This is a genomic window from Cellulomonas sp. P2_F12, from assembly GCF_056403775.1.
Genome location: NZ_JBFUEV010000001.1, coordinates 17946 through 41022 on the forward strand (window position 1 = coordinate 17946; position 23077 = coordinate 41022).

The 23077-nt window shown below is 73.7% G+C and carries 23 protein-coding genes; 11 read left to right on the forward strand and 12 right to left on the reverse strand.

All coding sequences use genetic code 11. From position 1 onward, the window contains the following. Positions 1-114 precede the first annotated feature (114 nt). The 4 genes from AC1DWH_RS00065 to AC1DWH_RS00080 all read left to right on the forward strand — a co-directional run bounded on the left by AC1DWH_RS00065 (position 115) and on the right by AC1DWH_RS00080 (position 3546). Positions 115-2355: a winged helix-turn-helix domain-containing protein gene (locus tag AC1DWH_RS00065; protein ID WP_477091938.1), complete on the forward strand. Its 2241-nt coding sequence runs from the start codon at positions 115-117 to the stop codon at positions 2353-2355. Positions 2356-2405: 50 nt separating this feature from the next. Then, entirely contained in the window at positions 2406-2642 is a 237-nt protein-coding gene (locus AC1DWH_RS00070; RefSeq protein WP_477091939.1) for a hypothetical protein, read from the forward strand. A gap of 93 nt (positions 2643-2735) precedes the next feature. Then, positions 2736-3011, forward strand: coding sequence for an SHOCT domain-containing protein (locus AC1DWH_RS00075; RefSeq protein ID WP_477091940.1), 276 nt, complete (start codon positions 2736-2738; stop codon positions 3009-3011). 46 nt (positions 3012-3057) lie between these two features. Beyond that, positions 3058-3546 carry a hypothetical protein gene (locus tag AC1DWH_RS00080; RefSeq protein WP_477091941.1) on the forward strand — a complete coding sequence of 163 codons (489 nt, stop codon included), beginning with the start codon at positions 3058-3060 and terminating at the stop codon, positions 3544-3546. 6 nt (positions 3547-3552) lie between these two features. On the opposite strand, the gene AC1DWH_RS00085 is transcribed toward AC1DWH_RS00080, so the two are convergent. From AC1DWH_RS00085 to AC1DWH_RS00100, 4 genes are read right to left on the reverse strand one after another with little or no spacing between them, the layout of a single operon-like run. Next, entirely contained in the window at positions 3553-3960 is a 408-nt protein-coding gene (locus tag AC1DWH_RS00085) for a hypothetical protein (RefSeq protein WP_477091942.1), read from the reverse strand. 49 nt (positions 3961-4009) lie between these two features. Continuing rightward, positions 4010-4387: a DUF2255 family protein gene (locus tag AC1DWH_RS00090; protein WP_477091943.1), complete on the reverse strand. Its 378-nt coding sequence runs from the start codon at positions 4385-4387 to the stop codon at positions 4010-4012. Then, a complete protein-coding gene (locus AC1DWH_RS00095) occupies positions 4384-4788 on the reverse strand; it encodes a (R)-mandelonitrile lyase (RefSeq protein WP_477091944.1) in 405 nt (134 codons plus the stop codon). Before AC1DWH_RS00095 ends, AC1DWH_RS00090 begins: the two co-directional genes overlap by 4 nt. Before the next feature lie 19 nt (positions 4789-4807). Further along, entirely contained in the window at positions 4808-5821 is a 1014-nt protein-coding gene (locus tag AC1DWH_RS00100) for a zinc-dependent alcohol dehydrogenase family protein (protein WP_477091945.1), read from the reverse strand. 100 nt (positions 5822-5921) lie between these two features. Between AC1DWH_RS00100 and AC1DWH_RS00105 the strand changes: the two genes are divergently transcribed. After that, positions 5922-6860 carry a hypothetical protein gene (locus AC1DWH_RS00105; protein WP_477091946.1) on the forward strand — a complete coding sequence of 313 codons (939 nt, stop codon included), beginning with the start codon at positions 5922-5924 and terminating at the stop codon, positions 6858-6860. Positions 6861-6892: 32 nt separating this feature from the next. Continuing rightward, positions 6893-7654, forward strand: coding sequence for a deoxyribonuclease IV (locus tag AC1DWH_RS00110; RefSeq protein WP_477091947.1), 762 nt, complete (start codon positions 6893-6895; stop codon positions 7652-7654). Between the two features lie 3 nt (positions 7655-7657). Here the strand turns inward: AC1DWH_RS00110 and AC1DWH_RS00115 are convergent, their stop codons facing one another. From AC1DWH_RS00115 to uidA, 4 genes are read right to left on the reverse strand one after another with little or no spacing between them, the layout of a single operon-like run. After that, positions 7658-8728 carry a DNA polymerase IV gene (locus AC1DWH_RS00115; RefSeq protein WP_477091948.1) on the reverse strand — a complete coding sequence of 357 codons (1071 nt, stop codon included), beginning with the start codon at positions 8726-8728 and terminating at the stop codon, positions 7658-7660. Between the two features lie 32 nt (positions 8729-8760). Further along, on the reverse strand, positions 8761-10188 hold the full coding sequence (gene uxaC, locus AC1DWH_RS00120; protein WP_477091949.1) for a glucuronate isomerase: 1428 nt from the start codon (positions 10186-10188) through the stop codon (positions 8761-8763). Between the two features lie 2 nt (positions 10189-10190). Then, positions 10191-11603 carry a glucuronide transporter gene (gene uidB / locus AC1DWH_RS00125; RefSeq protein ID WP_477091950.1) on the reverse strand — a complete coding sequence of 471 codons (1413 nt, stop codon included), beginning with the start codon at positions 11601-11603 and terminating at the stop codon, positions 10191-10193. A 38-nt stretch (positions 11604-11641) separates the two neighbouring features. Continuing rightward, entirely contained in the window at positions 11642-13426 is a 1785-nt protein-coding gene (gene uidA, locus AC1DWH_RS00130; protein WP_477091951.1) for a beta-glucuronidase, read from the reverse strand. 122 nt (positions 13427-13548) lie between these two features. Between uidA and AC1DWH_RS00135 the strand changes: the two genes are divergently transcribed. The 4 genes from AC1DWH_RS00135 (at position 13549) to AC1DWH_RS00150 (ending at position 17757) form a co-directional block, all read left to right on the forward strand. Next, entirely contained in the window at positions 13549-14559 is a 1011-nt protein-coding gene (locus AC1DWH_RS00135) for a LacI family DNA-binding transcriptional regulator (RefSeq protein WP_477091952.1), read from the forward strand. 107 nt (positions 14560-14666) lie between these two features. Continuing rightward, entirely contained in the window at positions 14667-16052 is a 1386-nt protein-coding gene (locus AC1DWH_RS00140) for a mannitol dehydrogenase family protein (RefSeq protein ID WP_477091953.1), read from the forward strand. Further along, the gene (manD, locus tag AC1DWH_RS00145) at positions 16049-17275 is read left to right on the forward strand and encodes a D-mannonate dehydratase ManD (RefSeq protein WP_456847049.1); all 1227 of its coding nucleotides are present in this window, start codon (positions 16049-16051) and stop codon (positions 17273-17275) included. The genes AC1DWH_RS00140 and manD overlap by 4 nt, the downstream gene beginning before the upstream one ends. After that, positions 17272-17757: a gluconokinase gene (locus AC1DWH_RS00150; protein ID WP_477091954.1), complete on the forward strand. Its 486-nt coding sequence runs from the start codon at positions 17272-17274 to the stop codon at positions 17755-17757. Before manD ends, AC1DWH_RS00150 begins: the two co-directional genes overlap by 4 nt. Positions 17758-17764: 7 nt before the next feature. Here AC1DWH_RS00150 and AC1DWH_RS00155 read toward each other — a convergent pair whose 3' ends face one another. The 3 genes from AC1DWH_RS00155 to AC1DWH_RS00165 form a co-directional block, all read right to left on the reverse strand. Next, positions 17765-17944 (reverse strand): DUF1918 domain-containing protein, encoded by a 180-nt coding sequence (locus tag AC1DWH_RS00155; RefSeq protein ID WP_456847047.1) that lies wholly within the window; start codon positions 17942-17944, stop codon positions 17765-17767. Between the two features lie 57 nt (positions 17945-18001). Continuing rightward, complete coding sequence (locus tag AC1DWH_RS00160; RefSeq protein WP_477091955.1) at positions 18002-20437, reverse strand: lysylphosphatidylglycerol synthase transmembrane domain-containing protein; 2436 nt, start codon at positions 20435-20437, stop codon at positions 18002-18004. Between the two features lie 145 nt (positions 20438-20582). Further along, positions 20583-21677 carry an SLAC1 family transporter gene (locus AC1DWH_RS00165; protein WP_477091956.1) on the reverse strand — a complete coding sequence of 365 codons (1095 nt, stop codon included), beginning with the start codon at positions 21675-21677 and terminating at the stop codon, positions 20583-20585. A 92-nt stretch (positions 21678-21769) separates the two neighbouring features. On the opposite strand from AC1DWH_RS00165, the gene AC1DWH_RS00170 reads away from it, so the two are divergent. Next, positions 21770-22663, forward strand: coding sequence for a LysR family transcriptional regulator (locus AC1DWH_RS00170; RefSeq protein ID WP_477091957.1), 894 nt, complete (start codon positions 21770-21772; stop codon positions 22661-22663). A 10-nt stretch (positions 22664-22673) separates the two neighbouring features. On the opposite strand, the gene AC1DWH_RS00175 is transcribed toward AC1DWH_RS00170, so the two are convergent. Beyond that, positions 22674-23036, reverse strand: coding sequence for a hypothetical protein (locus tag AC1DWH_RS00175; protein ID WP_477091958.1), 363 nt, complete (start codon positions 23034-23036; stop codon positions 22674-22676). Between the last annotated feature and the right edge of the window lie 41 nt (positions 23037-23077).

The window sequence follows — 23077 nt, forward strand, 5'->3', positions numbered from 1 at the left end:
TCGTGGAGATCGTCGGATGCCTGGTCCGTGCTCGGGATCACCCCCGCGGTCAATCACCCGGGTGAGACGGACTAGGGTGCATTTCAGGCAAGCCGGACGGCCCTGGGAGAGCTGATGCTGCAGGACGTCGATGCGCCGTGGTCCCCGGACCTGGGCGTGGTGCGCGCCAAGCTGGCGCCGCCGCGGCTCGCGCGCGGCGCGGTGAGCCGCCCGCACCTGCTGGACTCCCTGCGCGAGGGTCGCGGCCAGGGGCTGACCCTGCTGTCGGCCCCCGCCGGGTTCGGCAAGACGACGGTGCTCGCGGAGTGGGTGCAGGCGGACCCCGCCACGCGGTTCGCGTGGGTGACGCTCGACGCGGGGGACTGCGAGCCGGCCCGGTTCTGGACCCACGTGGTCGCCGCGCTCGCCGGGGTGGACCCGCTCGTCGACGTCGGCGGCATCCTCGCGGTGCGCGCACACCCGGAGCAGATCGTGGACGCGGCCCTCCCGCGGCTGTGCGCCGAGCTGGCGAGGGGGACCGGCGACGTCGTGCTCGTGCTGGACGACTACCACCGGGCCGAGACCCCCGAGATCGGCTCCCAGCTGGCGGAGTTCCTGCGCTACCGTCCGTCGCGCGTGCAGCTCGTGGTCTCGACGCGGTCCGACCCCGCCCTCGCCGTGGCGACGTTGCGGGCCTCGGGCGACCTGGCCGAGCTGCGGGCGGACGTGCTGCGGTTCGACGAGGACGAGCTCTCCCGGTTCTTCGACGGGATCGGCGTGGTGGGCCTCTCGGCCGCCGACGAGCACCGCCTGGCGGAGCGGACCGGCGGCTGGCCCGCACCCCTGCGGCTCGCGTCGCTGCTGATGCCGCCGACCGACCGCGGCGCGTTCATCGAGAGCTTCACGGGGGCGAGCCGGCACGTCGTGGACTACCTCGCCCGGGACGTGCTGGAGCTGGTCGAGCCGTCGACCCGCGACTTCCTGCTCGAGGTCTCGATCCTCGGACGGCTCAGCGGCCCGCTCTGCGACGCCGTCACGCAGACGTCGGGCTCGGGCGCGCTGCTGGCCCACCTCGAGCGCGCGAACCTGTTCATCTCGGTGGACAGCGCGGGGGAGTGGTACCAGGCGCACCAGCTGTTCAGCGAGGCGCTGCGGGTCGAGCTCGGCCGGACCCGCGCAGAGCTGGTGCCCGTCCTGCACGCGCGCGCCTCCGCCTGGCTCGAGGCGTCCGGGGACCTCGAGGCGGCCACGGACCACGCGATCGCGTCGCGCGACGTCGCGACGGCATCCCGGCTCGTCGCCGGCCAGGTGCAGTCGATGGCCGCCGCCGGGCGCAGCGCGACGATCGGCCGATGGCTCGCCGCGCTCTCGTGGCCCGAGGCGCAGCGGGACCCCGAGCTCGCGTTCGTCCGGGCGGTGGCCGCGAGCCTGACCGACGAGATCGACCGGGCCGCCGGCTGGCTCGACGTCGCCCGTGGCGGCCGGCTCGACACCCTCGACTCCGACGGCCTGTCGCTGGGCTTCCGCATCGACTTCCTCGACGCGGTCGTGGGCGTCGACGACGTCGGACGGGCCGAGGCCGCCGCGCGACGTGCCGTCGTCGCTGCGCCGAACCCCAGCTGGCACGGGATCGCGTTGTCGTGCCTCGGTCAGGCGCTCTACCTGCAGGGACGGGCGCCCGAGGCCGCGGAGACGCTGCGCCTCGCGGTCGGCCAGATCTCCGACGCCAACCCGATCATGCTCGCGTTCGCCGTCGGCAACCTCGGCCTGGTGGAGTCCTCGCTGGGCGCCCAGAGCCACGCCGATGCCCTGCTCGACCGGATGAGTGACGTCCTGACGGTCATCGGCGCCGACCGCTCGCCCTCGGGCGGGCTGCTGCTCCTCGCCCGCGGCGAACGGGCACGACGCGCGGGCGACCCCCAGGGCGCGGTCGCGCTGTTCCGCTCCGCCATCGACGTCCTGGAGGGGATCGGCCGCAGCGCCTGGCTGGCCAACGCGTACCTGCTGCTGGCGAGGGCGGACCGGGTGCTCGGTCACCGAGCCGCCGCGCTCGCCTCCGTCGACCTCGCCGACGAGGTCCTGGACCGGCTCCCCGACGCTGGTGCGCTGGTGGCGCGCTCGACGGCGCTGCGCGGCATGCTGGCGGCGCCGGGGGGACACCCCACCGAGTTCGGCGAGGCGCTGTCCGAGCGCGAGGTCGTCGTGCTCCGCCTCGCCGGCGACGGCCTCCAGCAGCGCGAGATCGCCGAGCAGCTCTTCATCTCGTACAACACCGTCAAGTCCCACCTCAAGGCCGCGTACCGCAAGCTCGGCGTGACCTCGCGGGAGGCGGCGATCGCCCGTCTCGACGAGCGGGACGCGCAACCACCCGGGTGAGCGTCCGCAGGGGTGGTCCGCGACGCCCCCTGTGCGACCACGATGCCCGGATGGTCATCTGCACGATCGTGGTCGCGGGAGAGCTCGACGAACGCTTCGGCGACGCCGTCGACGGCATGACGGTGACGGCGGGGGACGGTCGGACCGAGCTCGTCGGGCCGCTCACGGACCAGGCGCACGTGCAGGGGGTCCTTCGCCGGCTGTTCGACCTGGGCCTCGAGGTGGTGTCGTTCTCGACCGCTCCGACGGATCCGCCCAATCACCCGGGTGAGCGCCCGCGCGGGTGAGCACACCGCTCGGCGCCCGCACGAGCATGGCGTGAACCCGGGCGAACGACACGGTCGCGGTCCTCGGGTGCCACGCCAGCGAAGGAGCACCCCATGCCGCGCATGCTGAGACGAGCCGCCGTCCTGGGAGCCACGGCCCACGTCGCCTCGAAGGCTGGTGCCGCCCGAGGCGCCGCAGCGCAGGCCTCCGCGGACCAGGCCTCCGCGGAGCAGGCCCAGCCCCCCGAGCCGCCGCCCGCCCCGCCGGCCCCTGCCGTACCGGCCACCGACGTGTACGACGAGCTCACGAAGCTGAAGGGACTCCTCGACGCCGGCGTGCTGACGCAGGAGGAGTTCGACGCCGAGAAGGCGAAGCTGCTCGCGCGCTGAGCCCGACCGTCCGACCCCATCGATCACGCGTACCCAGGAGACCAGCATGACCATCGGACCTGTCCAGCTGCTCGTGGTGGCCTTCGACCGGCCGAACTTCACCGGCGAGATCCTCGAGGAGCTCGCGTACCTGCGGGACAACGACCAGATCCGTCTGATCGACGTGCTCGCCGTGCAGAAGCTGGAGGACGGCTCGATCGAGGCGTTGCGCCGCAGCGACCTGTCGATCGACGAGGCCGAGGACGTCGGCGCGACGATCGGCGCCCTGCTGGGTCTCGGCCTGGCCGGTGAGGAGGGCGCGGAGGTCGGCGCGCTGCTCGGGTTCGAGGCCGGGTCCGACGGGCACATCATCGACGACGCTCAGCTCTGGGACGTCGCCGACTCCATCCCCGAGGGCAGCGCCGCCGCGATCGCCCTGATCGAGCACGTGTGGGCGATCCCGCTCCGCGAGGCGATCGCCCGCGCCGGCGGCGTGCCGGTCAGCGACGAGTGGATCCACCCGCTCGACCTGGAGGCGATCGGTCTGGCCGACTGACCGCCGTCAGCCCGCCGGGGTCCCGCGCTGCGCAGCCTCGACCGCGTCCCCGACGGCCTGCGCCAGGGCCTCCAGGTCCCGGCGCGCGTGCCGGTGCGAGACGGAGGCGTGTGCGTCCCCGCGCAGCCCGTGCTGCTCGACGCCGGGATCGGCGGTGAGCAGCAGGAGGGTCTTGCCGAAGCCTCGGGGCACCAGGTGCGCGGCGACGCGGTAGTCGATGCCGTTCCAGGTGGCGAAGCCGCCGGCGCCCTCCCCGGCCGTGGCCGAGTCGATCGCGACGTCGGCGTTCTCGAGGTGCCACGTCGTGCCCGGGACGGTCTCGTCGGCGCCCGCGGCCCTGGTCAGGGCCCGCCACGCGACGGCCGTCGACACCGGCAGGTCGATGCTCGACTCGGTCTCCTTGGGTACGCCCATCTGGTGATCATCGACCGGTTCCGCCCGTTCTGCACCATCCGGGCCCCGATCAGTCCGCGGGAACGACGCGCAGAGTCACCGGCGCGACCGTCGGGCCGACGATCGCGCCCACCGGACCGGGCCCGTAGCGGTCGTACTTCGCGTGCAGCGCCGCGTCGAGATCGTCGTGCGGCGCGTCCGTGGCGTCCTCGAAGCGCACGTCCTTCTCGACGGCACCGACCCGGACCCGTCCGGCCCCCGACTCGCGCGCGCGGCGGAACCACCCGTTGGTCGGCCCGTGCGCGGAGCGGATGTAGAGGTCGGTGGCGTCCGTGACGAACCAGATCGTCACGAACGGCCGCAGGCTCCCGTCCGGGCGCCGCGAGGACACCTCGAGCTCGTCGACCCGCTCGATGCGCCGGAGCTCGTCGGCGGTCCACGCGCTCATGCGCCCGTCCCGTACTGCTCGTCGGTGACGGGCTCCGCCCACTCGGTGTCGGGGCCGGCGGTGCCGTCGCCGATCTCCCACATCGCCAGGTGGGTCATGAACCGGTCCGGGGCGGCGCCGTGCCAGTGCCACTCGCCCGGCGGCGTCCAGACGGTCTGCCCGGGCCGCACCTCGACCACCGCCCCGTCGCGGGTACCCACGCGGGCCACGCCCTCGGTGACGTGCAGGGTCTGGCCGTTGACGTGCCGGTGCCAGAACGTGTGCGCGCCGGGCGCGAACCGGACGGTGTTGACGCGCAGCCGGGCGGGCGCGGGCGGGGCGCCGAGGACGTCGAACCAGACGTCCCCGGTGAACCACTCCTCCGGTCCCTTCTGCGTCGACGGCAGCGGGGTGATCTCCATGTCGGTGTCTCCTTGTCGGTCAGGGCTGCAGCAGGACCTTGATCGCGCGCCGCTCGTCCATCGCGCGGTAGGCCTCGGCCACCTCGGACAGCGGAAGCGTCAGGTCGAAGACCCTGCCGGGGTCGATCTGCCGGTCCAGGACCAGCTCGATGAGGCGCGGGAGGTAGGCACGGACGGGCGCCGGCCCACCGCGGATGCCCTTGTTGGCCCAGAACAGCTGGTCCGTGGGCAGGTCGCCGTGGGGCACGCCCACCAGGCCGATCATGCCGCCCGGGCGCGCGGCCTGGACGGCCTGCAGCCGGGCCTCCTCGGTGCCGACGCACTCCAGGACCGCGTCCGCGCCGATGCCGTCGGTCAGCTCCCGCACGCGGGCGAGCCCCTCCTCGCCCCGCTCGGCGACGAGGTGGGTGGCGCCGAACTCCGTGGCCACCTTCTGGCGGTCCGCGTGCCGGCTCATCGCGATGATCGTGGTCGCCCCGAGCTGCGCAGCGGCGAGGACGCCGCTGAGGCCGACCGCGCCATCGCCGACCACGACCACGCTGGTGCCGGGGCCGACGCCGGCCGACACGGCGGCGTGCCAGCCGGTGGCCATGACGTCGGAGAGCGCGAGCAGGCTCGGGACCAGGTCGGCGGCGGGCTGACCGGGGGTGGCGATCAGCGTGCCGTCCGCGTTCGGGATGCGGATCTTCTCCGCCTGGCAGCCGTCGTACCCGCCGCCGTGCTGACACGCCGAGTGCATGCCCTTGCGGCAGACGGGGCAGGTGTTGTCGCTGTGCAGGAACCCGCCGACGACGAAGTCGCCGGGCTGCACCGTGGTGACGGCGTCGCCGACCTCCTCGACGATGCCGACGTACTCGTGCCCGATCGGCGTCGGCCGCGGGACCTCGGCCAGCCCCCGGTAGCGCCACAGATCCGAGCCGCAGACGCAGGCGGCGACCGTGCGGACGACCGCGTCGGTGGGTTCGATGACGGTGGGATCGGGGCGCTCCTCGACGCGCACGTTCCCGGGTCCATGGATGATCGCTCCTCGCATGGGATCCATGGAACACGGTCGCCGGACCCGGCGGGAGGACCTGTCAGAACCCCCCAGCGTCCGACCTGACGGCGGCCCGGCGCCGCGGCACGATGGACCGATGGACATCATCGCCTGGCTGCTCGACTCCGACCCGGCCCTGCGCTGGCAGGTCCTGCAGGACGTCACCGACGCGCCCGCCGACCAGGTCGCCGCCGAGCGCGCGCGTGTGGCGCACGAGGGCTGGGGTGCCCAGCTGCTCGCGGCCCAGGAGCCCGACGGCCGGTGGAGCGGCGGGACGTTCTTCCCCGAGTGGGTCTCGACCGAGGCGACGCTGCGTCTCCTGCGGGTGCTCGGCCTCGACCCGGGCAGCGACGAGGCCCGCCGCGCGCTCGCACCGGTGCACGAGGCCGCGCGCTGGGAGTACGACCCGACGATGAAGTTCTTCGACGGCGAGGTGGAGCCGTGCATCAACGGCCGCGCCGTCGCGATCGGCGCCTACTTCGGCCACGACGTGCGGGTCGTCGTCGACCGCCTGCTCACGGAGCAGATGGCGGACGGGGGCTGGAACTGCGAGCAGGAGAACGGCTCGACCCGCGGGTCGTTCGACACCACGATCAACGTCCTCGAGGGCCTCCTGGAGTACGAGCGCTCGACCGGGCCCGACGACGACGTCCGCGCCGCCCGGGTGCGAGGCGAGGAGTACCTGATCGACCGCCGCCTGCTGCACCGGCTCACCGACGACGTCGTCCCGCAGGAGCGGTGGTTGCAGATCGGGTTCCCGAACGGGTGGCACTACGACGTCGCCCGCGTGCTGGACTACCTGCGGGTGGCGCGGCCGCGGCCGGACGAGCGGATGTCCGAGGCGCTGGAGGTCCTCGAGTCGAAGCGGGGAGCCGACGGGCGCTGGCGACTCGAGCGCGCGTACCACGACCGCCTCCTGGTCGACCTCGGCGAGACCGAGGGGCAGCCCAGCCGCTGGCTCACCCTGCGCGGCCTGCGGGTGCTGCGCTGGGCGGCCGACGGACGGGACCCAGCGGCTGTCGTCGCCGCGGTCTAGCCTGGCGCGTGCCCGAGCGGAGGGAGACCGACATGGTCCTGATCGGCGCCCATGTGCGCGACGACGACCCGGTGGCCACGGCCGCCACCCTGGACGCGGAGTGCGTCCAGGTGTTCCTCGCCGACCCGCAGGGGTGGAAGAAGCCGGTCCCGCGGGACGACGCGGACGCGCTGCTCGCCTCGGGCCTGGGCATCTACGCGCACGCGCCCTACCTGGTCAACGTCGCGTCGACCAACAACCGGATCCGCATCCCGAGCCGGAACATGATCGCGCAGCACTCGGCCGCCGCGGCGACCCTCGGCGCCCGCGGGCTCATCGTGCACGGCGGGCACGTCGGCGAGGGCGACGACATCGCAGTCGGCATCGACAACTGGCGCAAGACGTTCGAGCGCGCCACGTTCCCCGTGCGCGTGCTGGTCGAGAACACGGCCGGCGGCGAGAACGCGTGCGCCCGCACGCTCGACCGGATCGCCATGCTCTGGGACGCGATCGGCCAGTACGACGTCGGGCTGTGCCTGGACACCTGCCACGCCTGGGCGGCGGGGGAGGACCTCGAGACCCTCGTCGAGCGCGTGCGCGCCATCACCGGACGGGTCGACCTCGTGCACGCCAACAGCTCGCGGGACGAGCACGGCTCCTCGCGGGACCGGCACGCCAACTTGGGTACGGGCACCATCCCGCCGGAGCTCATCGCGCACGTGGTCCGCGAGGCGGGTTGCGACGCGCTGGTGGAGACGCCCGCGGAGGGCCAGGCGCAGGACATCGCGTTCCTGCGGGCGGCTCTCGCGGGCTGACGCTCAGATCCGGCCGCGCACCGGGGTCCGGTCGGCGGGGTCGTCGGGCATGACCATCTCCGCGCGGACGCCGAGGAGCCGGACCTCGCGGTCCTCGAGCTTGTCCGCGAGCGCCATGACCGCGTCGACGACGGTCGCCGCGTCGCGCGTCGGCTGCGCGAGCTTGCGGCTCATGCCCTTGGTGACGAACGGCGCGTAGCGCACCTTGATCGCCACGCGCAGCACCTCGCGGCCGTCCTGCGCGGCGTCCTCGACCACGGCGACCGCCAGCTCCCGGACCGCGTCGCGCACCTGCTCGGGCGTCGTGAGGTTCTGCTGGTACGTCGTCTCGCGGCTGTGGCCGCGCGGCACCCACGGGGTGTCGTCGACCGTCGTCGGACCGAGCCCCTGCCCGAGCTCGTGGTACCAGACGCCCATCCGCGGCCCGAACTCCGCGACCAGGGCGTCGACCGGCGCGGCGGCCAGCTCGTGGACGGTGCCGATGCCGAGCGCGGTGAGCCGTCCTGACACCTTCGACCCGACGCCCCACAGCTCCCTGGTGGGTCGGTGGCCCATGACGTCGGACCAGTTCTGCGCGGTGAGTCGGAAGACGCCGGCGGGCTTGCCGAACTCCGTCGCGATCTTGGCGCGGACCTTGTTGTCCCCGATGCCCACGGAGCAGTGCAGCCGCGTCTCGCGCAGCACCGCCTCCTGCGCGCGTCGGGCCAGCGCCTCGGGGTCGTCGGTCTGCGCGCCGAGGAACGCCTCGTCCCAGCCGAGCACCTCGACGACGGCGCCGAGCGAGCGCAGCGTCGACATCACGCCCTCCGACGCCGCCTCGTACTCCGGTGCGTCCACCGGCAGGAACACGGCGTCGGGCAGCTTGCGGGCCGCGACCCGCAGCGGCATGCCGGAGTGCACGCCGAAGGCCCGGGCCTCGTAGGACGCGGTGGAGACGACACCCCGCTCGGTCGGGTCGCCGCGGCCGCCGACGACCACCGGCAGGCCGGCCAGCTCCGGGCGGCGCAGCACCTCGACGGCCGCGACGAACTGGTCGAGGTCGACGTGCAGCACCCAGGCCGCGGGAGAACCCATGACCCGAGTCTGCCCGGGACGTGCAACACGGGCTACGAGAGGCCGAAGACCTGCAGCGGACGCCCGCGCGTCATGTCCACGACCGCGTCCGCGGCCTCGTCCTCGTCGAGGCGGTGGTCCGCCACGAGCCCGGCGAGGTAGCCCGCGTCGAGCCTGCGTGCCATGTCGTGCCGCGCGGGGATCGAGCAGAACGCGCGGGTGTCGTCGATGAAGCCGCTGGTCCGGGACAGTCCGGCGGTCTCGGACACCGCGGACCGCCAGCGGCGGATGGCGTCGGGCGCGTCGAGGAACCACCAGGGTGCGCCGACGTACACCGACGGGTAGAACCCGGCGAGCGGTGCGAGCTCGCGGGAGAACACGGTCTCGTCGAGGGTGAACAGCACGAGCGTGAGGTTCGGGTGGTTCCCGAACCGCTCGAGGAGGGGGCGCAGGGCGTCGGTGAACGCCCCGGGCAGGGGCAGGTCGTGCCCGGTGTCCGGCCCGAACCGCGCCGCCGTCGGGGCATGGTGGCCGCGTCGGACGCCCGGGTGGAGGGTCATGGTCAGACCGTCGTCGGTCGCCATCCGGGCCATCTCGAGCAGCATGTGCCGCCGCAGAGCCGTGGCCTGCGGCGCGGTCGCCACTCCCGACAGCGCGGCGGCGTAGATCCGCTCGGCGTCGGCGCGGGCGAGCGGCTCCGTGCCGACGTCCTCGTGGCTGTGGTCGGTGGAGACCCCGCCGTGCGCCCGGAAGTACGCGCGACGGTCCTCCATCGCGCTGACCCACCCGGCGTAGGTGCCGGTGTCGACGCCTGCGACGGCCTCGAGCCGCCGCACGTCCTGAGCCCACTGGGGCCGGCCTGCCTCGAGGTAGCGGTCGGGCCGGAACGTCGGCACCACGCGCCCGGTGAACGTCGGGTCGTCGCGCAGGGCCGCGTGGGCCGCCAGGTCGTCCGCCGGGTCGTCCGTGGTGGCCAGGACCTCGATCCCGAACCGGTCGAACAGCGCCCGGGGCCGGAACGCGGGCTGGGCGAGCTGGTCGGCGATCCCGTCGTACAGCTCGTCGGCGGTCCGCGCGCTGGGCCGCAGGCTCTGGCCGAACACGTCGGACAGGGCGCTCTCGAGCCAGTACTTCACGGGGGTCGCGCGGTAGACGGTCCAGTGCTCGCACAGCAGCCGCCAGGCCGCCCGGGCGGCGTCGGGGGAGAGCGGGCCCTGCCCGACCCCGAGCCGGTCGAGGGGGACACCGGACGCGTGCAGCAGCCGGGTCACGTAGTGGTCGGGCGTGACCAGCAGCGACGTCGGGTCCGTGAACGGCCGGTCCTCGGCGAGCAGGCGTGCCTCGACGTGCCCGTGCGGCGACACGATGGGCAGGGCGCGGACCTCGTCGTAGAGGCGTCGGGCGATCGCCAGCTGCTCGGGTGCGGACGGCAGCAGCCGGTCGGGGTGCAGGCGCAGGGCCGGGGCGGTGAGCGTGGGCACGGTCAGTCCTCCCGCGCTGCGCGACGTGCCGCCACCTCGGCGACCATGGTGCGGAACCGGGCCTCGGTCAGGGGGTAGAAGACCATGATGAGGACGCCGATCGTGATGAAGGCCGCGGGGACGAAGCCGGCGATGTAGCGGATGCCGTCCTGGGTGGCCTGGCTCTGCACGTCCTGCTGGGCCACGTAGCCGACGAAGGCGAGACCGAACGCCGCGGCGGCCCCACCGACGGCCTGCCCGACCTTGCGGGTGAAGGAGAAGACCGCGTAGGTGGTGCCCTCGGTCCGCACGCCGGTGCGCCACTCGCCGTACTCGACGGTGTCGGCCTCGAGCGCCCACATCAGGGTGTTCACGGCGGCCATGCCGACGCCGTAGAGGCCGAAGAACGCGATGGCGAGCCCCGGCCGGGTCGAGGGCGTCAGGGCGATGCCGAGGGCGGCGACGATGGCGACGACGCTGCTGGCCACGTACGCGGGCTTCTTGCCGACCGCCCGCACGATCCGGGGGATGAAGCCCGCGACGACGAACATGACGCCCGTGCTGACGACGGTCAGGATGATGAAGTAGTTGGCGTCGCCGAGGACGTCCCGGGCGTAGTACGCCTGGACGGTCTGCAGGGTGAACATGCCGACCAGGAACGACAGCGCGGACAGGCACAGCATGAGCAGCGGGCGGTTGCCCTTGAGGGTGCCGAGGCTCTGCTTGAGGCTCACGTGGGCGACATCGCGGGCCACGCGCTCCTTCGACGTGGCGAACAGCAGCATGTAGAGCCCGAACCCGATGACGACGAAGAGCAGGGTGGTCAGGGTCAACGACTGCTGCAGGTTGTCCGAGCTCTTGATCTGCGGCGCCACGATGAACGCCAGCGCGATGATCGTCGCCGCCGTGCCCATCGAGCGGAAGCTCGCCAGCCGGGCGCGCTCCACGGGCTCCTGCGTCATGGCGGACGCGAGCGAGCCGTACGGGATGTTCACCAGGCTGTAGGCGAGGCCGAGCAGCGCGTACGTCAGGTAGGCGTAGATCAGCTTGCCCGTGCCGCCGAGGCCGCCGGGGACCGTGAACGTCGCCACCGAGAGCAGGAGGAGGGGGAGCGAGCCGAACAGGAAGAACGGCCGGAACTTGCCCCAGCGGGTCATGGTCTTGTCGACCTGGCGGCCCGCCCAGATGTCGGCGAACGCGTCCCAGACCCGGACGACGAGGAACAGGGTGCCCGCGGCGGCCGCGGAGATGCCGACGACGTCGGTGTAGTACAGCAGCAGGAACATCGACGTCATGGAGAACGCCAGGTTGTTGCCCGCATCCCCGGCGGCGTACCCGAGGTACGTGCGGAACCGGAGCGTCGGGGCCGGCGCGGCGGTGGGCGTGGTGACGGGTGTGGTGACGGGTGGGTCCTGGACAGCGACGGTGCTGGTCATGACGGCTCCTCGATCAAGGGGTGGCTGGGTGCTGCGGGTCACGGCTTGGTGGTCCATCGGCGGCGCAGCACGTGCGCGGCCGACTTGGGGCGGCGGTCGCGGGTGAACACGCCCTTCTTGTTGCCGTCCACCCGGAACACGCTGTTCGACGCGGTGGCGAAGTCGGCGAAGTTCCAGACCTGCTCGCCGACGACGGCGTCGACCGCGTCGAACACGCGGTGGTTCATCTCCAGGTACTCGACCTGGTACTCCTCGGACCACGGCTGCGGGGTCAGCGAGTGCACCCCCGCGAGGGTGTCGGCGCCGTACTCGGTGATGATGATCGGCTTGCCGTCGCCCGCCCACTGCTGCAGCTCGGCCAGCCAGGCGGCCTCCGCGGCGACCAGGTCGCCCGTGTTCACGTACCAGCCGTAGTAGCGGTTGAGCATGAGCACGTCCCCGAGCTCGGAGACCTGGCACGAGCCGTGCGGGGCGAGCATCACGTTGACGAAGCCGACCGGGCGGCTGCGGTCCAGCTCACGGGTGAGGGCGAACAGCGGCTCGAAGTAGGCGCGCGCGGCGTCCGTGTCGGACTCGGGCTCGTTGGCGATGGACCAGAGCACGACGCTCGGGTGGTTCTTGTCGCGGGCGACGAGCTCTCGGATGGCCTGCGCGTGGGCCTCCTGGCTGACGTCGTTCACGGTCTCCGGGGAGAACGTCACGTAGCTCTGGCCGCCGAACACGCCCCCGGCCAGGCCCATGTTCTGCCCGACCGCCGCGACCTCGTCGATGACGACGATGCCCTTGCGGTCCGCGTACTCGTACACCTCCTCGGCGTACGGGTAGTGCGAGGTCCGGAACGAGTTGGCACCGATCCAGTCGAGGAGCTCGAAGTCGTGCACGAGGTACGCGTCGTCGTGCCCCTTGCCGCGGACCGCGCTGTCCTCGTGCTTGCCGAAGCCCTGGAAGTAGAAGGGCTCGCCGTTGATGAGGAACTGCGTGCCACGGACCTCGACGGTGCGGACGCCGACGCTCTGGTGGAAGCTGTCGAACGGTGCCCCCGACGTGTCGAGCAGCTGGATCTCGGCGTCGTACAGGTAGCCGGCTCCGGGCTCCCACCGGTGCACGTCGGGCACCGCGAGCTCGCCGCTGGCGCCCTCGGCGGTCGCGACGGTGCGGCCGTCGGCGTCGCGGAGCGTGACGCGCACGGTGTGCTCGGCGTCGCCGGCGACCGTGACGTCGTACGCGACGACGCCCGTCGTGCCCTGCAGGTCCGTGGTGACGACGACGTCGTCGACGTACGTCGTCGGCGTCGCGTACAGCCACACCGAGCGGTGCAGGCCGGCGAAGTTGAAGAAGTCGTGGAAGTACTGCTGCCGACGCCCCCGCGGGGTGTCGTGCACGATGCCCGGCGGGATGGTCTGGAAGCTCAGCTCGTTGTTGACGACGGCGGTCACGCGGATCTCGTCGCCTGCCGTGACCAGGGCGGTGACGTCGGCCTCGAACGGCGTGTAGCCGCCCTCGTGGCGCACGACCTCGGTGTCGCCGACCCACACGACCGCGGCGTGCGTGGCGGAGTCGAACCGCAGCGCGATCCGCTGGCCCTCCCATCCGCGCGGCACCCGGACCGAGGTCTGGTACCAGGCGTCGCCGACGTGGTCGCGTCCGGTGGTCCCCACGAGCACGTCGTTGTAGCTCGCGGGGACGGGCATGGCCTGCGCTCCGGCGAGGGGGCCGTCGTGCCAGCGCTCGCGGCGGCCGGCGCCGGGGGCGTCCAGGCGGAAGTCCCACATGCCGTTCAGCGACTTGCGCTCGCGGCTCGCGGTGTCCTGGGGACGAAGCATCGGTGCTCTCCTCTCATCGCCGGCGACGCATCTGCGCATCGGCCGGTGCACTCATTGACGCCCCGTGTCCCCGGGACGACAAGCGGTTGCCACGACTTGTCGCGACGCCTACCGTCCGGAGGGTGGAGGAGCACCGCGTCCCGACGATCTACGACGTCGCGAAGGCCTGCGGGGTCGCACCGTCGACGGTGTCGCGGGCGTTCTCCCGGCCGGGGCGGGTGAACGCCGACACCGCGGCGCGGATCCGCCGGGTCGCCGAGGAGATGGGCTACCGCGCGAACCCGCTGGCGCGGGCGCTGCCCACCGGCAAGACGTCGCTGCTGGCGCTCGTCGTGTCCGACGTGACCAACCCGTTCTACTTCGAGATCATCCGCGGGGCCGAGATGGCGGCGACGGAGGCGGACTACACGCTGCTCGTGGCGGACGTGCACGAGTCGGCGACCGCGGAGCGCAAGGCGCTCGAGAGGTCGCTGCCGCTGGTCGAGGGCGTCGTGCTCGGCACGTCGCGCATGTCCGACTCCGCGATCCGGGTCATGGCCAAGCAGCGCCCGACAGTGGTCCTCAACCGGGTGCTCACCGGGATCCCCAGCGTCATCACCGACAACGCGCGCGGGATGCGGCGGGCGATGGAGCACCTGGCCGAGCTCGGTCACCGGTCCATCGCGTACGCCGCGGGACCCGAGGCGTCGTGGGCGGACGGCATGCGCTGGCGCGCGATGCGCGAGGCCGCCGACGAGCTCGGCCTGCGGGTGCAGCGCCTCGGGCCCTACACGCCCACGCTCGCGGGTGGGACGGAGGCGGCGGCGGACGTGGCCGGCTCCACGGTGACTGCGACCGTCGCCTACAACGACCTGGTCGCCATCGGCCTGATGCGCGGGCTGGCGGCGGCCGGCGTCCGCGTGCCGCACGACGTCAGCGTCGTCGGGTTCGACGACATCTTCGGCGCCGAGCTCTGCTCGCCGTCGCTCACCACGGTCGCCGCACCGCTGCAGTCGCTGGGCCGGTACGCCGTGCAGACCCTGCTGGTCGGGATGCGCTCACGGACTCCGCCCGACGTGCGGCCGGCACTCCTGCCCGCGCAGCTCGTCGTGCGGGAGTCGACGGCCCGACGGGTGCGCCGGCGGAACGCCTGACCCGTGGGCGGCGAGGCAAGTCGCGGCAACCGATTGCCATCGGACCCTGTCCGGGTGCTGAATCGTCGGAGACCCGACGAGGGGTCGCCGATCTGGAGGTGGACACCGTGCACGACACGACGGGCTGGGGGCGCACCGAGGCGCTCGCCCCGGTACGGCTGGTCCACCTGGGGCTCGGGGCCTTCGCCCGGGCTCACCCGATCTGGTACACCGACCTGGCCAACACGTCGGTGGGCGTCGCGGACCGTTGGGGCGTGGCCGCCTTCACGGGTCGATCGGCGGCCGCCGCTGTACCCCTCGTGACCCAGGACGGCCGCTACACCGTGCTCGTCCGCTCGGCCGGCCGGGACGACCCTGTTGTGGTCGACTCGCTGGTCTCCGTGCACGACGGGGCGGACGCGGGCGCCTGGCGGGACTACCTGAGCCGTCCCGAGGTCGGGGTCGTCACCCTGACGGTGACCGAGGCGGGCTACCGGCGCGCCGACTCGGGTGGCCTGGACCGGCACGACCCGGACGTCGGCGACGACGTGGCGCGCGGTGCCGTCGACGCGGTCACGGCACCGGGCCGGCTGGTGGACGGGCTGCGCGCCCGCCGCGCGGCCGGCGCCGGACCGATCGCGGTCGTCAGCTGCGACAACCTGCCCGACAACGGCGCCGTGCTGCGCCGCGTGACGCTGGACCTCGCCGTCGCGGTCGACCCGGACCTGGCCCGCTGGATCGAGCAGAACGTCTCGTTCGTCTCGACGATGGTCGACCGGATCACGCCGGCCACCACCGACACCGACCGGACGACCGTGCGCGTGCTCACGGGCCGTGACGACCGTGCGCCGGTGGTCACGGAGCCGTTCAGCGAGTGGGTGCTCCAGGGCGCGTTCCCGGCCGGGCGTCCCGCGTGGGAGCTGGCCGGAGCGCGGTTCGTCGACGACCTCGAGCCGGACGAGCGCCGCAAGCTGTGGCTGCTCAACGCCGGCCACTCCCTGCTCGCCTACGAAGGGCTCGCCCGCGGCCGGGCCACGGTCGCCGAGGCGTTCGCCGACCCGGTCTGCCGCGCGCAGCTCGAGCTGCTCTGGCAGGAGGCCGCCGACGTGCTGCCGGCACCCGTGGAGGACTACCTCGCGGCCCTGCGGGACCGGTTCGCCAACGCGCGCATCGAGCACCGCCTCGCCCAGATCGCCCGGGACGGTTCCCAGAAGCTCCCCGTCCGCGTCCTCGCCGTCGTGCAGGCACGCGCCGCCGCCGGACTGCCCGTCGGGCGTGCCGGAGCCGGGGTCGTCGCCGCCTGGATCAGCCACCTCGACGTCGTCGACGTCGCCGTCTCCGACGCGGGGGCGGTCGCGCTCGCAGCGCGGCTGCACGGGCAGGGGAGCGCCGCCCGTGCCCGCCTCGCCCTCGCCTCGCTCGCCCCCCGCCTCGCTCGCTCGGACGTCTTCGCGCGCCACGTCGCCGAGGCACTCGCCGTCAGTCAGCCCACTCTCACAGGAGCACGAGCATGAAGATCGTCGCCGCCGACGTCGTCGTCACGAGTCCGAACCGCAACTTCGTCACCCTGAAGATCACCACCGACGACGGGCTGACCGGCCTGGGGGACGCCACCCTGAACGGCCGCGAGCTGTCCGTCGTGAGCTACCTGCGCGACCACGTGGTGCCGCTGCTGATCGGCCGCGACCCGCACCGGATCGAGGACACCTGGCAGTTCCTGTACCGCAGCGCGTACTGGCGCCGGGGGCCGGTGACGATGGCCGCGATCGGCGCGGTCGACATGGCCCTGTGGGACATCAAGGGCAAGGCCGCCGGCATGCCGGTCTACCAGCTGCTCGGCGGCGCCAGCCGCAACGGGCTGATGGCGTACGGCCACGCGTCGGGCACGGACCTGCCCGAGCTGTTCGACTCGATCCGCGAGCACCAGGCGCAGGGCTACCGGTCGATCCGAGTGCAGTCGGGCGTGCCGGGCCTCAAGGCCATCTACGGCATCGCCGCTCAGTCCACGGGCGAGGAGCGGTACGACCACGAGCCCGCCCAGCGCGGCGCCTACCCGGCGGAGGAGGACTGGGACACCCGCGCCTACCTGCGCCACCTGCCGACCGTCTTCGAGGCGGTCCGGAACGAGTTCGGACCCGAGGTGCCGTTGCTGCACGACGGGCACCACCGCATGACCCCGATCCAGGCGGCCAAGCTGGGCAAGTCGCTCGAGCCGTACGACCTGTTCTGGCTGGAGGACTGCACGCCCGCGGAGAACCAGGAGTCCCTGCGCCTGGTCCGCCAGCACACCACGACCCCGCTGGCCATCGGCGAGATCTTCAACACGGTGTGGGACTTCCAGGGGCTCATCAAGGAGCAGCTCATCGACTACGTCCGGGCGGCCTCGACCCACTTCGGCGGCATCAGCCCGCTCAAAAAGGTCATGGACTACGCCGCGCAGTACCAGGTGAAGTCGGGGTTCCACGGCCCGACCGACATCTCCCCGGTCGGCCTGGCCGCGCAGATGCACGTCGGCCTCGCCATCCACAACTTCGGCATCCAGGAGTACATGAAGCACGGGGCGCGGACCGACGAGGTGTTCCGGCAGTCCTTCACGTTCACGGACGGCTACCTGCACCCCGGCGACCAGCCCGGCCTCGGCGTCGAGCTCGACCTGGACGAGGCCGGCAAGTACCCGTACGAGACCGCCTACCTGCCCTACAACCGGCTGGCCGACGGCACGGTGCACGACTGGTGAACCGCGTCGTCGTCATGGGGGTCTCGGGCTGCGGCAAGTCGACGGTCGGCGCGCTGCTGGCGGACGAGCTGGGCGTCCCGTTCCTCGACGCCGACAGCCTGCACCCGCAGGCCAACCGGGCGAAGATGGCGGCCGGGATACCGCTGACCGACGACGACCGGTGGCCGTGGCTGCGCGTCGTCGGCACCACGCTGGCCGCCGCGCCGGACGGTGCCGTCGTCGCCTGCTCCGCGCTGCGCCGCGGCTACCGCGACCTGCTGCGAGCGGCGGTCCCCGACCTGCGGTTCGTGCACCTCGTCGGCACCCGCGACCAGCTCGCCGCCCGCATGCGGGCCCGGCAGGACCACTTCATGCCCGTGTCCCTGCTGGCCACCCAGCTGGCCACGCTCGAACCCCTGGGCCCCGACGAGGACGGGATCGAGCTGGACTGCGCGTCCGCGCCCGCCCGGCTCGTCGCGGCCGCGGTCCTCGTCGGGTCGTAGGACCCGATCAGGCCTTCGGCACGACCGTCAGGTCGGGCCCGGGGGAGACGAGCGTCTCGTGCCCGTCGTCGAACCGCACGACGTACGGGCCGTCCGCGCCCCGCGCCTCGATCACTGTCCCGTTCCGGTCCGCCGTCCCGACCGTCCGGCCGTGGATGACGACCTTGTCACCGACCTCTGCGTGCATGGTGGCTCACCTCACCCCCCAGGCTAGAACGCCCGACGCGGCCCGGGGAGGGGGTGCCTACACGTACTCGCGCCGACGCAGCCAGCGCATCGCGGCCGCACCCCAGATGGGCGGCAGGTAGAACGTGACGAGCCGGTAGGTGATGGCCGTCGACACGGCGATCGCGCTGGGTACCCCGATGGCCTGCAGGCAGAGCGTGAAGCCCGCCTCGGCGACCCCCATCCCGCCGGGCACGGGCATCAGGCCGGAGAACAGGCTCACGGCCGTGTTGATGAGGATGAGCTGCGAGAAGTGGGCGGTCTGCCCGAACGCGTGCAGGCAGAGCGCCAGGACGGCGGCCTGCAGGAGCTGCGCGCCCAGGTTCCCCCCGAGCATCGCGAAGATCTTCCCGGGGCGCCGCAGCACGCCGAGCGCGGCGCGCGCCGACTGCGCCTGCTCGGTGACCGCGCGGCGGATCCGGGGGACCCACGCGGTGAGGCGGTGGCGCAGCCGGGGCACCACCAGGGTCACGACGACGGCGAGGAGCGCGAGCGCCAGCAGGATCGCCAGCAACGACGGGCCTGTGGACCCCGAGCCGGAGCTCTGCGACCCGGCCCCGAGGCTCGAGGTGAAACCGGGTAGTCCGCTCACGACGATCACGAGGATCAGCGTGATCTGCACGACGAACCCGCTGACGCTGTCGATGAGCCCGAACGAGAGGGCGGTGGCCGCGGGGATGCCGAACTTCTGGAAGAAGCGGACCTCGAGCGCCAGCCGCGCGGCGGAGGCCGGCACCACCAGCGAGATGAACTGGATGGCGTACTGGAGCATGAGGACGGGCAGGTAGCGCAGCCGCGCGGTCGTGGCGCCGAGCGTCGAGCCGGCCAAGGCCGTCTGGATGGTCGGCGAGAGCGCGAGCGCGGCGATGAGCCACGGCAGGTCGGCCGACCTGAGGGCGGCGGCGACGCTGGCGAGGTCGGCCCCCGCGAGCAGCGTGATGACCACGTAGATGAGCAGCGCGACGACCAGGAGCGTCCCGATCGAGCGCGGCGTCACGCGCCGCAGGCGCTCCAGCGGGGGCTCCTCGACACCCGCCGCCGTGACCGCCGCGTCCCGCAGCTCGTCGATCGACCACGTGGCCGACCGCACGTCGGCCCGGGTCGAGCGCCCGAGCGCGGCCGGCTGCAGGAAGGGCAGGACGGCGGCGAGCCCGTCGGGCCCGAGGGCCGCGATGGCCGCCGCGAGGGCGCGGTCGGGGCCGACGGCCAGGGACGTGGCCACCAGGAGCTGGGCCCGGTCCGTCTGCAGGTCGCCCGGCTCGGCGGCGGTCCGCGCCGAGTCGAAGTCCGCGAGGGCGACGGTGCCGTCGGTCCGCAGGACGACGTGGTGGCCGTCGATCGTCCCGTGGGCGATCCCCGCGTCGTTCAGCGTGAGCAGGGCGCGCCACATGTCGCCGAGCAGGTCGTCGTCCAGGAGTTCGGGCTCGTGGTCACCGAGCTCGCTGAGCGACGACCGGGGCGCGCTCGAGACCAGCAGGGCGTCACCCTGCTCGGCCACGCCGACGGCGACGACGTCGAGGGTCGGGACCCCCGCCTGCGCGGCGAGGAGGGTCAGCAACGCCTCGTGCTCGACGCGGGACCGTCGGCTCCCGCCCACGTGCGCCCGCTCGCCGCGGCGGGTCAGGGCGGTCCACAGCGACCCCACCACCTGGCTGTCCCACGCGTCCCGGCCGTAGAGCCGGACCAGCACGTCGGCGCCCTCCTCGGTCCGCCCGTCCAGCAGGTACCTCCCGGACTCCATGCTGACGGCCGGGGTGACCTGCGTGGTGCGCACGCCGAGGTCCGCGAGAGCGACCTGGACCTGCGCGGTGGTCAGGCGTCCCTGCGGCGACCCGAGCAGCAGGTGGGCGATCGCGGCGGCCGCGATCCCGACGGCGATGGCGGCGCTCGCGCCGAGCAGGTTGGTGGTCTCGAGGCCGATCGCGGCGAACGCGCCCAGCCCGATGACGACGCGCCCGGCGTACCTCCAGGGCCGGGCGAGGTGCGGGGACGCCGTCACCAGCACCGCCGCCAGCACCGCGACGCGCGTGGCGATGTAGACGACCGGGGGACCGGACGACACGAGCGCGTCGATGCTCTTGGACGCGTCCGTCCCGGCCAGGGCCCCGACGCCCATCGCGGACGCGAACGCCAGGACCGCGGCGGTCGCCTGGTCGAGCAGGAGGCGTCGCCGACCTCGGCTCAGCGCCGCGAGCAGCACGACCCCGAGGGCCCACAGCGCCATGAGTGCGTACACGACGTTCCACAGCCAGCCGAAGACGGGTTCGAGCCAGGTGAGCAGCGCCTTGACCGCGTCGTCGGCACCCGACGGGCCGGGTGCCGCCAGCGCGACGATCCCGAGCGCGACGATCGAGGCGACGAGCAGGAGGACGTCCGTCGGTCGACGCAGCCGCGGGGCGTCGGCTGCCGACGACCACACGCGGACGAGTCCCGACCGGTCCGGCCTCACGGCCATCGAGCCTCCTGGCTGGTGACGGATCTCGCCGGCGCTGCGCCCCGCATCCCCGCGCTGAGCAGCGCGCGGACAGCGACGAGGCTACTGGCGCGGGGGCCCTCGCGGGGGGACCTTTCGCTCGGGGTCGTGCGCGCGACGGTCCGCGTCAGCGAGCGGCGGCGTCCGCCAGAGCACGCGCGGTCGCGACGGCGCAGAAGGTCCAGGTGCCGACGAGGGCGACGACGGCCGCGTGCCCGAGCGCGCTGACGGCGACGTTGCCGGTGGCGTCGCCGAGCAGGAGCGAACCGAGCGCGAGCGTGCCGACGGGGAACGTCAGCGCCCACCAGCCGGGCGTGAACGGCATCCCGGCCCGGAATCCCCGGACGGTGACGCGCACGGCGAGGACGACGACCGGGATGCTCAGCGCGAGCATGCCGTAGCCGAACGCGTCGGCCAACCCGTGCACCGCGGCCGCGGCCCCCGGGTCGAGGAGCGAGCCGCCCTGGCCGGCGATGGCCTGCGCGGCCGCTGTGGACTGGCCGACGATCCCCAGCGGGATCCAGGCCGACACCGACGCGGCGACCGGCAGGTGCGCCACCCGGACGTGGTGGCGGTACGCGACGGCGAAGACGAGGCCCCCGAGCACCAGGGACAGGACGAAGCACGCGACGACGGTCGCGAGCAGCACCGCCTGAGCGAAGGGAGCGCCCACCGAGGGCAGGAGCGCGGCGCCCGTCGTCGCGGAGACCATCGGCGGCACGACGAGCAGCCCCCAGGCCGGCACCGGGCGCCCCACGTCACGCGTGAGCGCCGCGGCGACGAACCCGGCCGTCGTGACCAGGCCGAGCGCGGTCCCGACGGTCCAGAGGATCGCGTCGACCCGCAGCGCCCCGGGACCGAGCCCACCGCCGAGCTGCGGAGCGACCGTCAGCACGGCGGAACCGCTGGCCAGCAGCCCCATCGCGACCGTGCCCCACGTCGGGGCGACCGCCGGGTCCCGGAGCGTGGCGGTCAGCGCGGACCGGTCCCGGGCGACGCGGCGCACGAACGCGGCCCCGAGGCCGACCAGGAGCAGGACAGCCACCGCCAGCATCGCCGCGGCCGGGGCGGTCAGGGCCGGCACCCGGGCGGCCTCGTGCCCGAGCAGCGTGGCCAGGATCGCGGTGCCCATGACCGCCGGGAACCACGCGGGCCCGGCCGGCGGAACGCTCGTCGGCACCGGAGTGGTCCGTCGGCCGGCGGTCAGGGTCGTCGTGCTCATGGGTCGAGCCTGACGGGGCGCGCGCGCCTCGCGTAGGGGCCGCATCGTTGTGGACCCACAAGCGGCGGTTGTGGCGGGCTACCCTGGTCGACGTGCCCTCCCTCGCGCGCGTGCCCAGCCTGGAGCAGCTCCTCGCGCTCACGACGACCGCCGCCCACGGCAGCATGGGCCTGGCCGCGAGCCACCTCGGCATCAGCCAGCAGGCGGTCAGCGCACGGGTCGGCGCCGCCGAGGCGCTGCTGGGGGTCGCCGTCTTCGAGCGCACGTCGCTCGGGGTGCGCCCCACCGGCGCCGGGCAGCTCGTCCTGTCCTGGGCGGACGGCGTGATCCAGGCGGCGGGCGCCCTCGAGGAGGGCGTCGAGGGCCTGCGGTCGGCCGGCACGCAGCTGACCGTCGCGGCCAGCAGCACGATCTCGGAGGTGCTGCTGCCTACCTGGGCGGGGAGACTGCGCCGGAGCCATCCCGGGGTGTCCCTGCACGTCGTGCCCGGCAACTCCGTCACCGTGGCCGCCGCGGTCGCTCGCGGCGACGCGCACCTCGGTTATGTCGAGGGGCCCACGGTCCCGCGGACGGTGCGGTCCCGGACCGTCGCGCACGACGAGCTGGTCGTCGTCGTCCCGCCGGACCACCCCTGGGCGCGGCGGCGGCACGGCATCGGGCGCGACGACCTGGCGGCGGCCCGGCTCATCCTGCGGGAGGACGGGTCCGGGACGCGCAGCCACCTCGAGCAGGTGCTGCCCGACCACGCCCCACCGCTGCAGACCCTGGGCAGCAACGCCGCGGTCCGCGACGCCGCACGCGCCACCGGTGCGGCGACGGTGCTGTCCGCCCTCGCCGTCGCCGACGACCTGCGCGCGGGGCGGCTCGTCCACGTGCCCGTGTCGGGCCTGAGCATGCCGCGCACCCTGCGGGCCATCTGGCACCCGAACCAGCGACCTCAGGGTGCGGCGGCGGAGCTCCTGCGCCTGTCGACGACGGGCGGCTGAACCCGCCGGGTCAGCGGATCACGACGGGGAACGACGCGTACGCCTGCGGCCGCTCGGGGGTCGAGGAGCTGCGGGCCGCTCCCGGCACCTGCTCGTCGTAGATCGCGCTTCCCGGGCCGTAGGTGTCGGACCACCCGACGGCGCTGGGGACCTGCTGGTCGTACACGGAGCCGCCGTGCCGGAATGCGGGGGCCGGTGCGGGTGCCGGGGCCGGGGCCTCGGCCGGGGCGCCGACCCCGAGCGGGTGCAGCCACACGAACACGACGGTGAGCGTGACGACCGCCAGTGCCAGGACGACGAGTGCGAGGACGAGGGCTCCGCGCGAAAGTCCAGGGCGGGTCGACGGGGTGAGGGTGGGGACGGCGGTGATCATGATGACCTCCAGGTACGTGCTCCCCGGGTGGGAGCTGCACC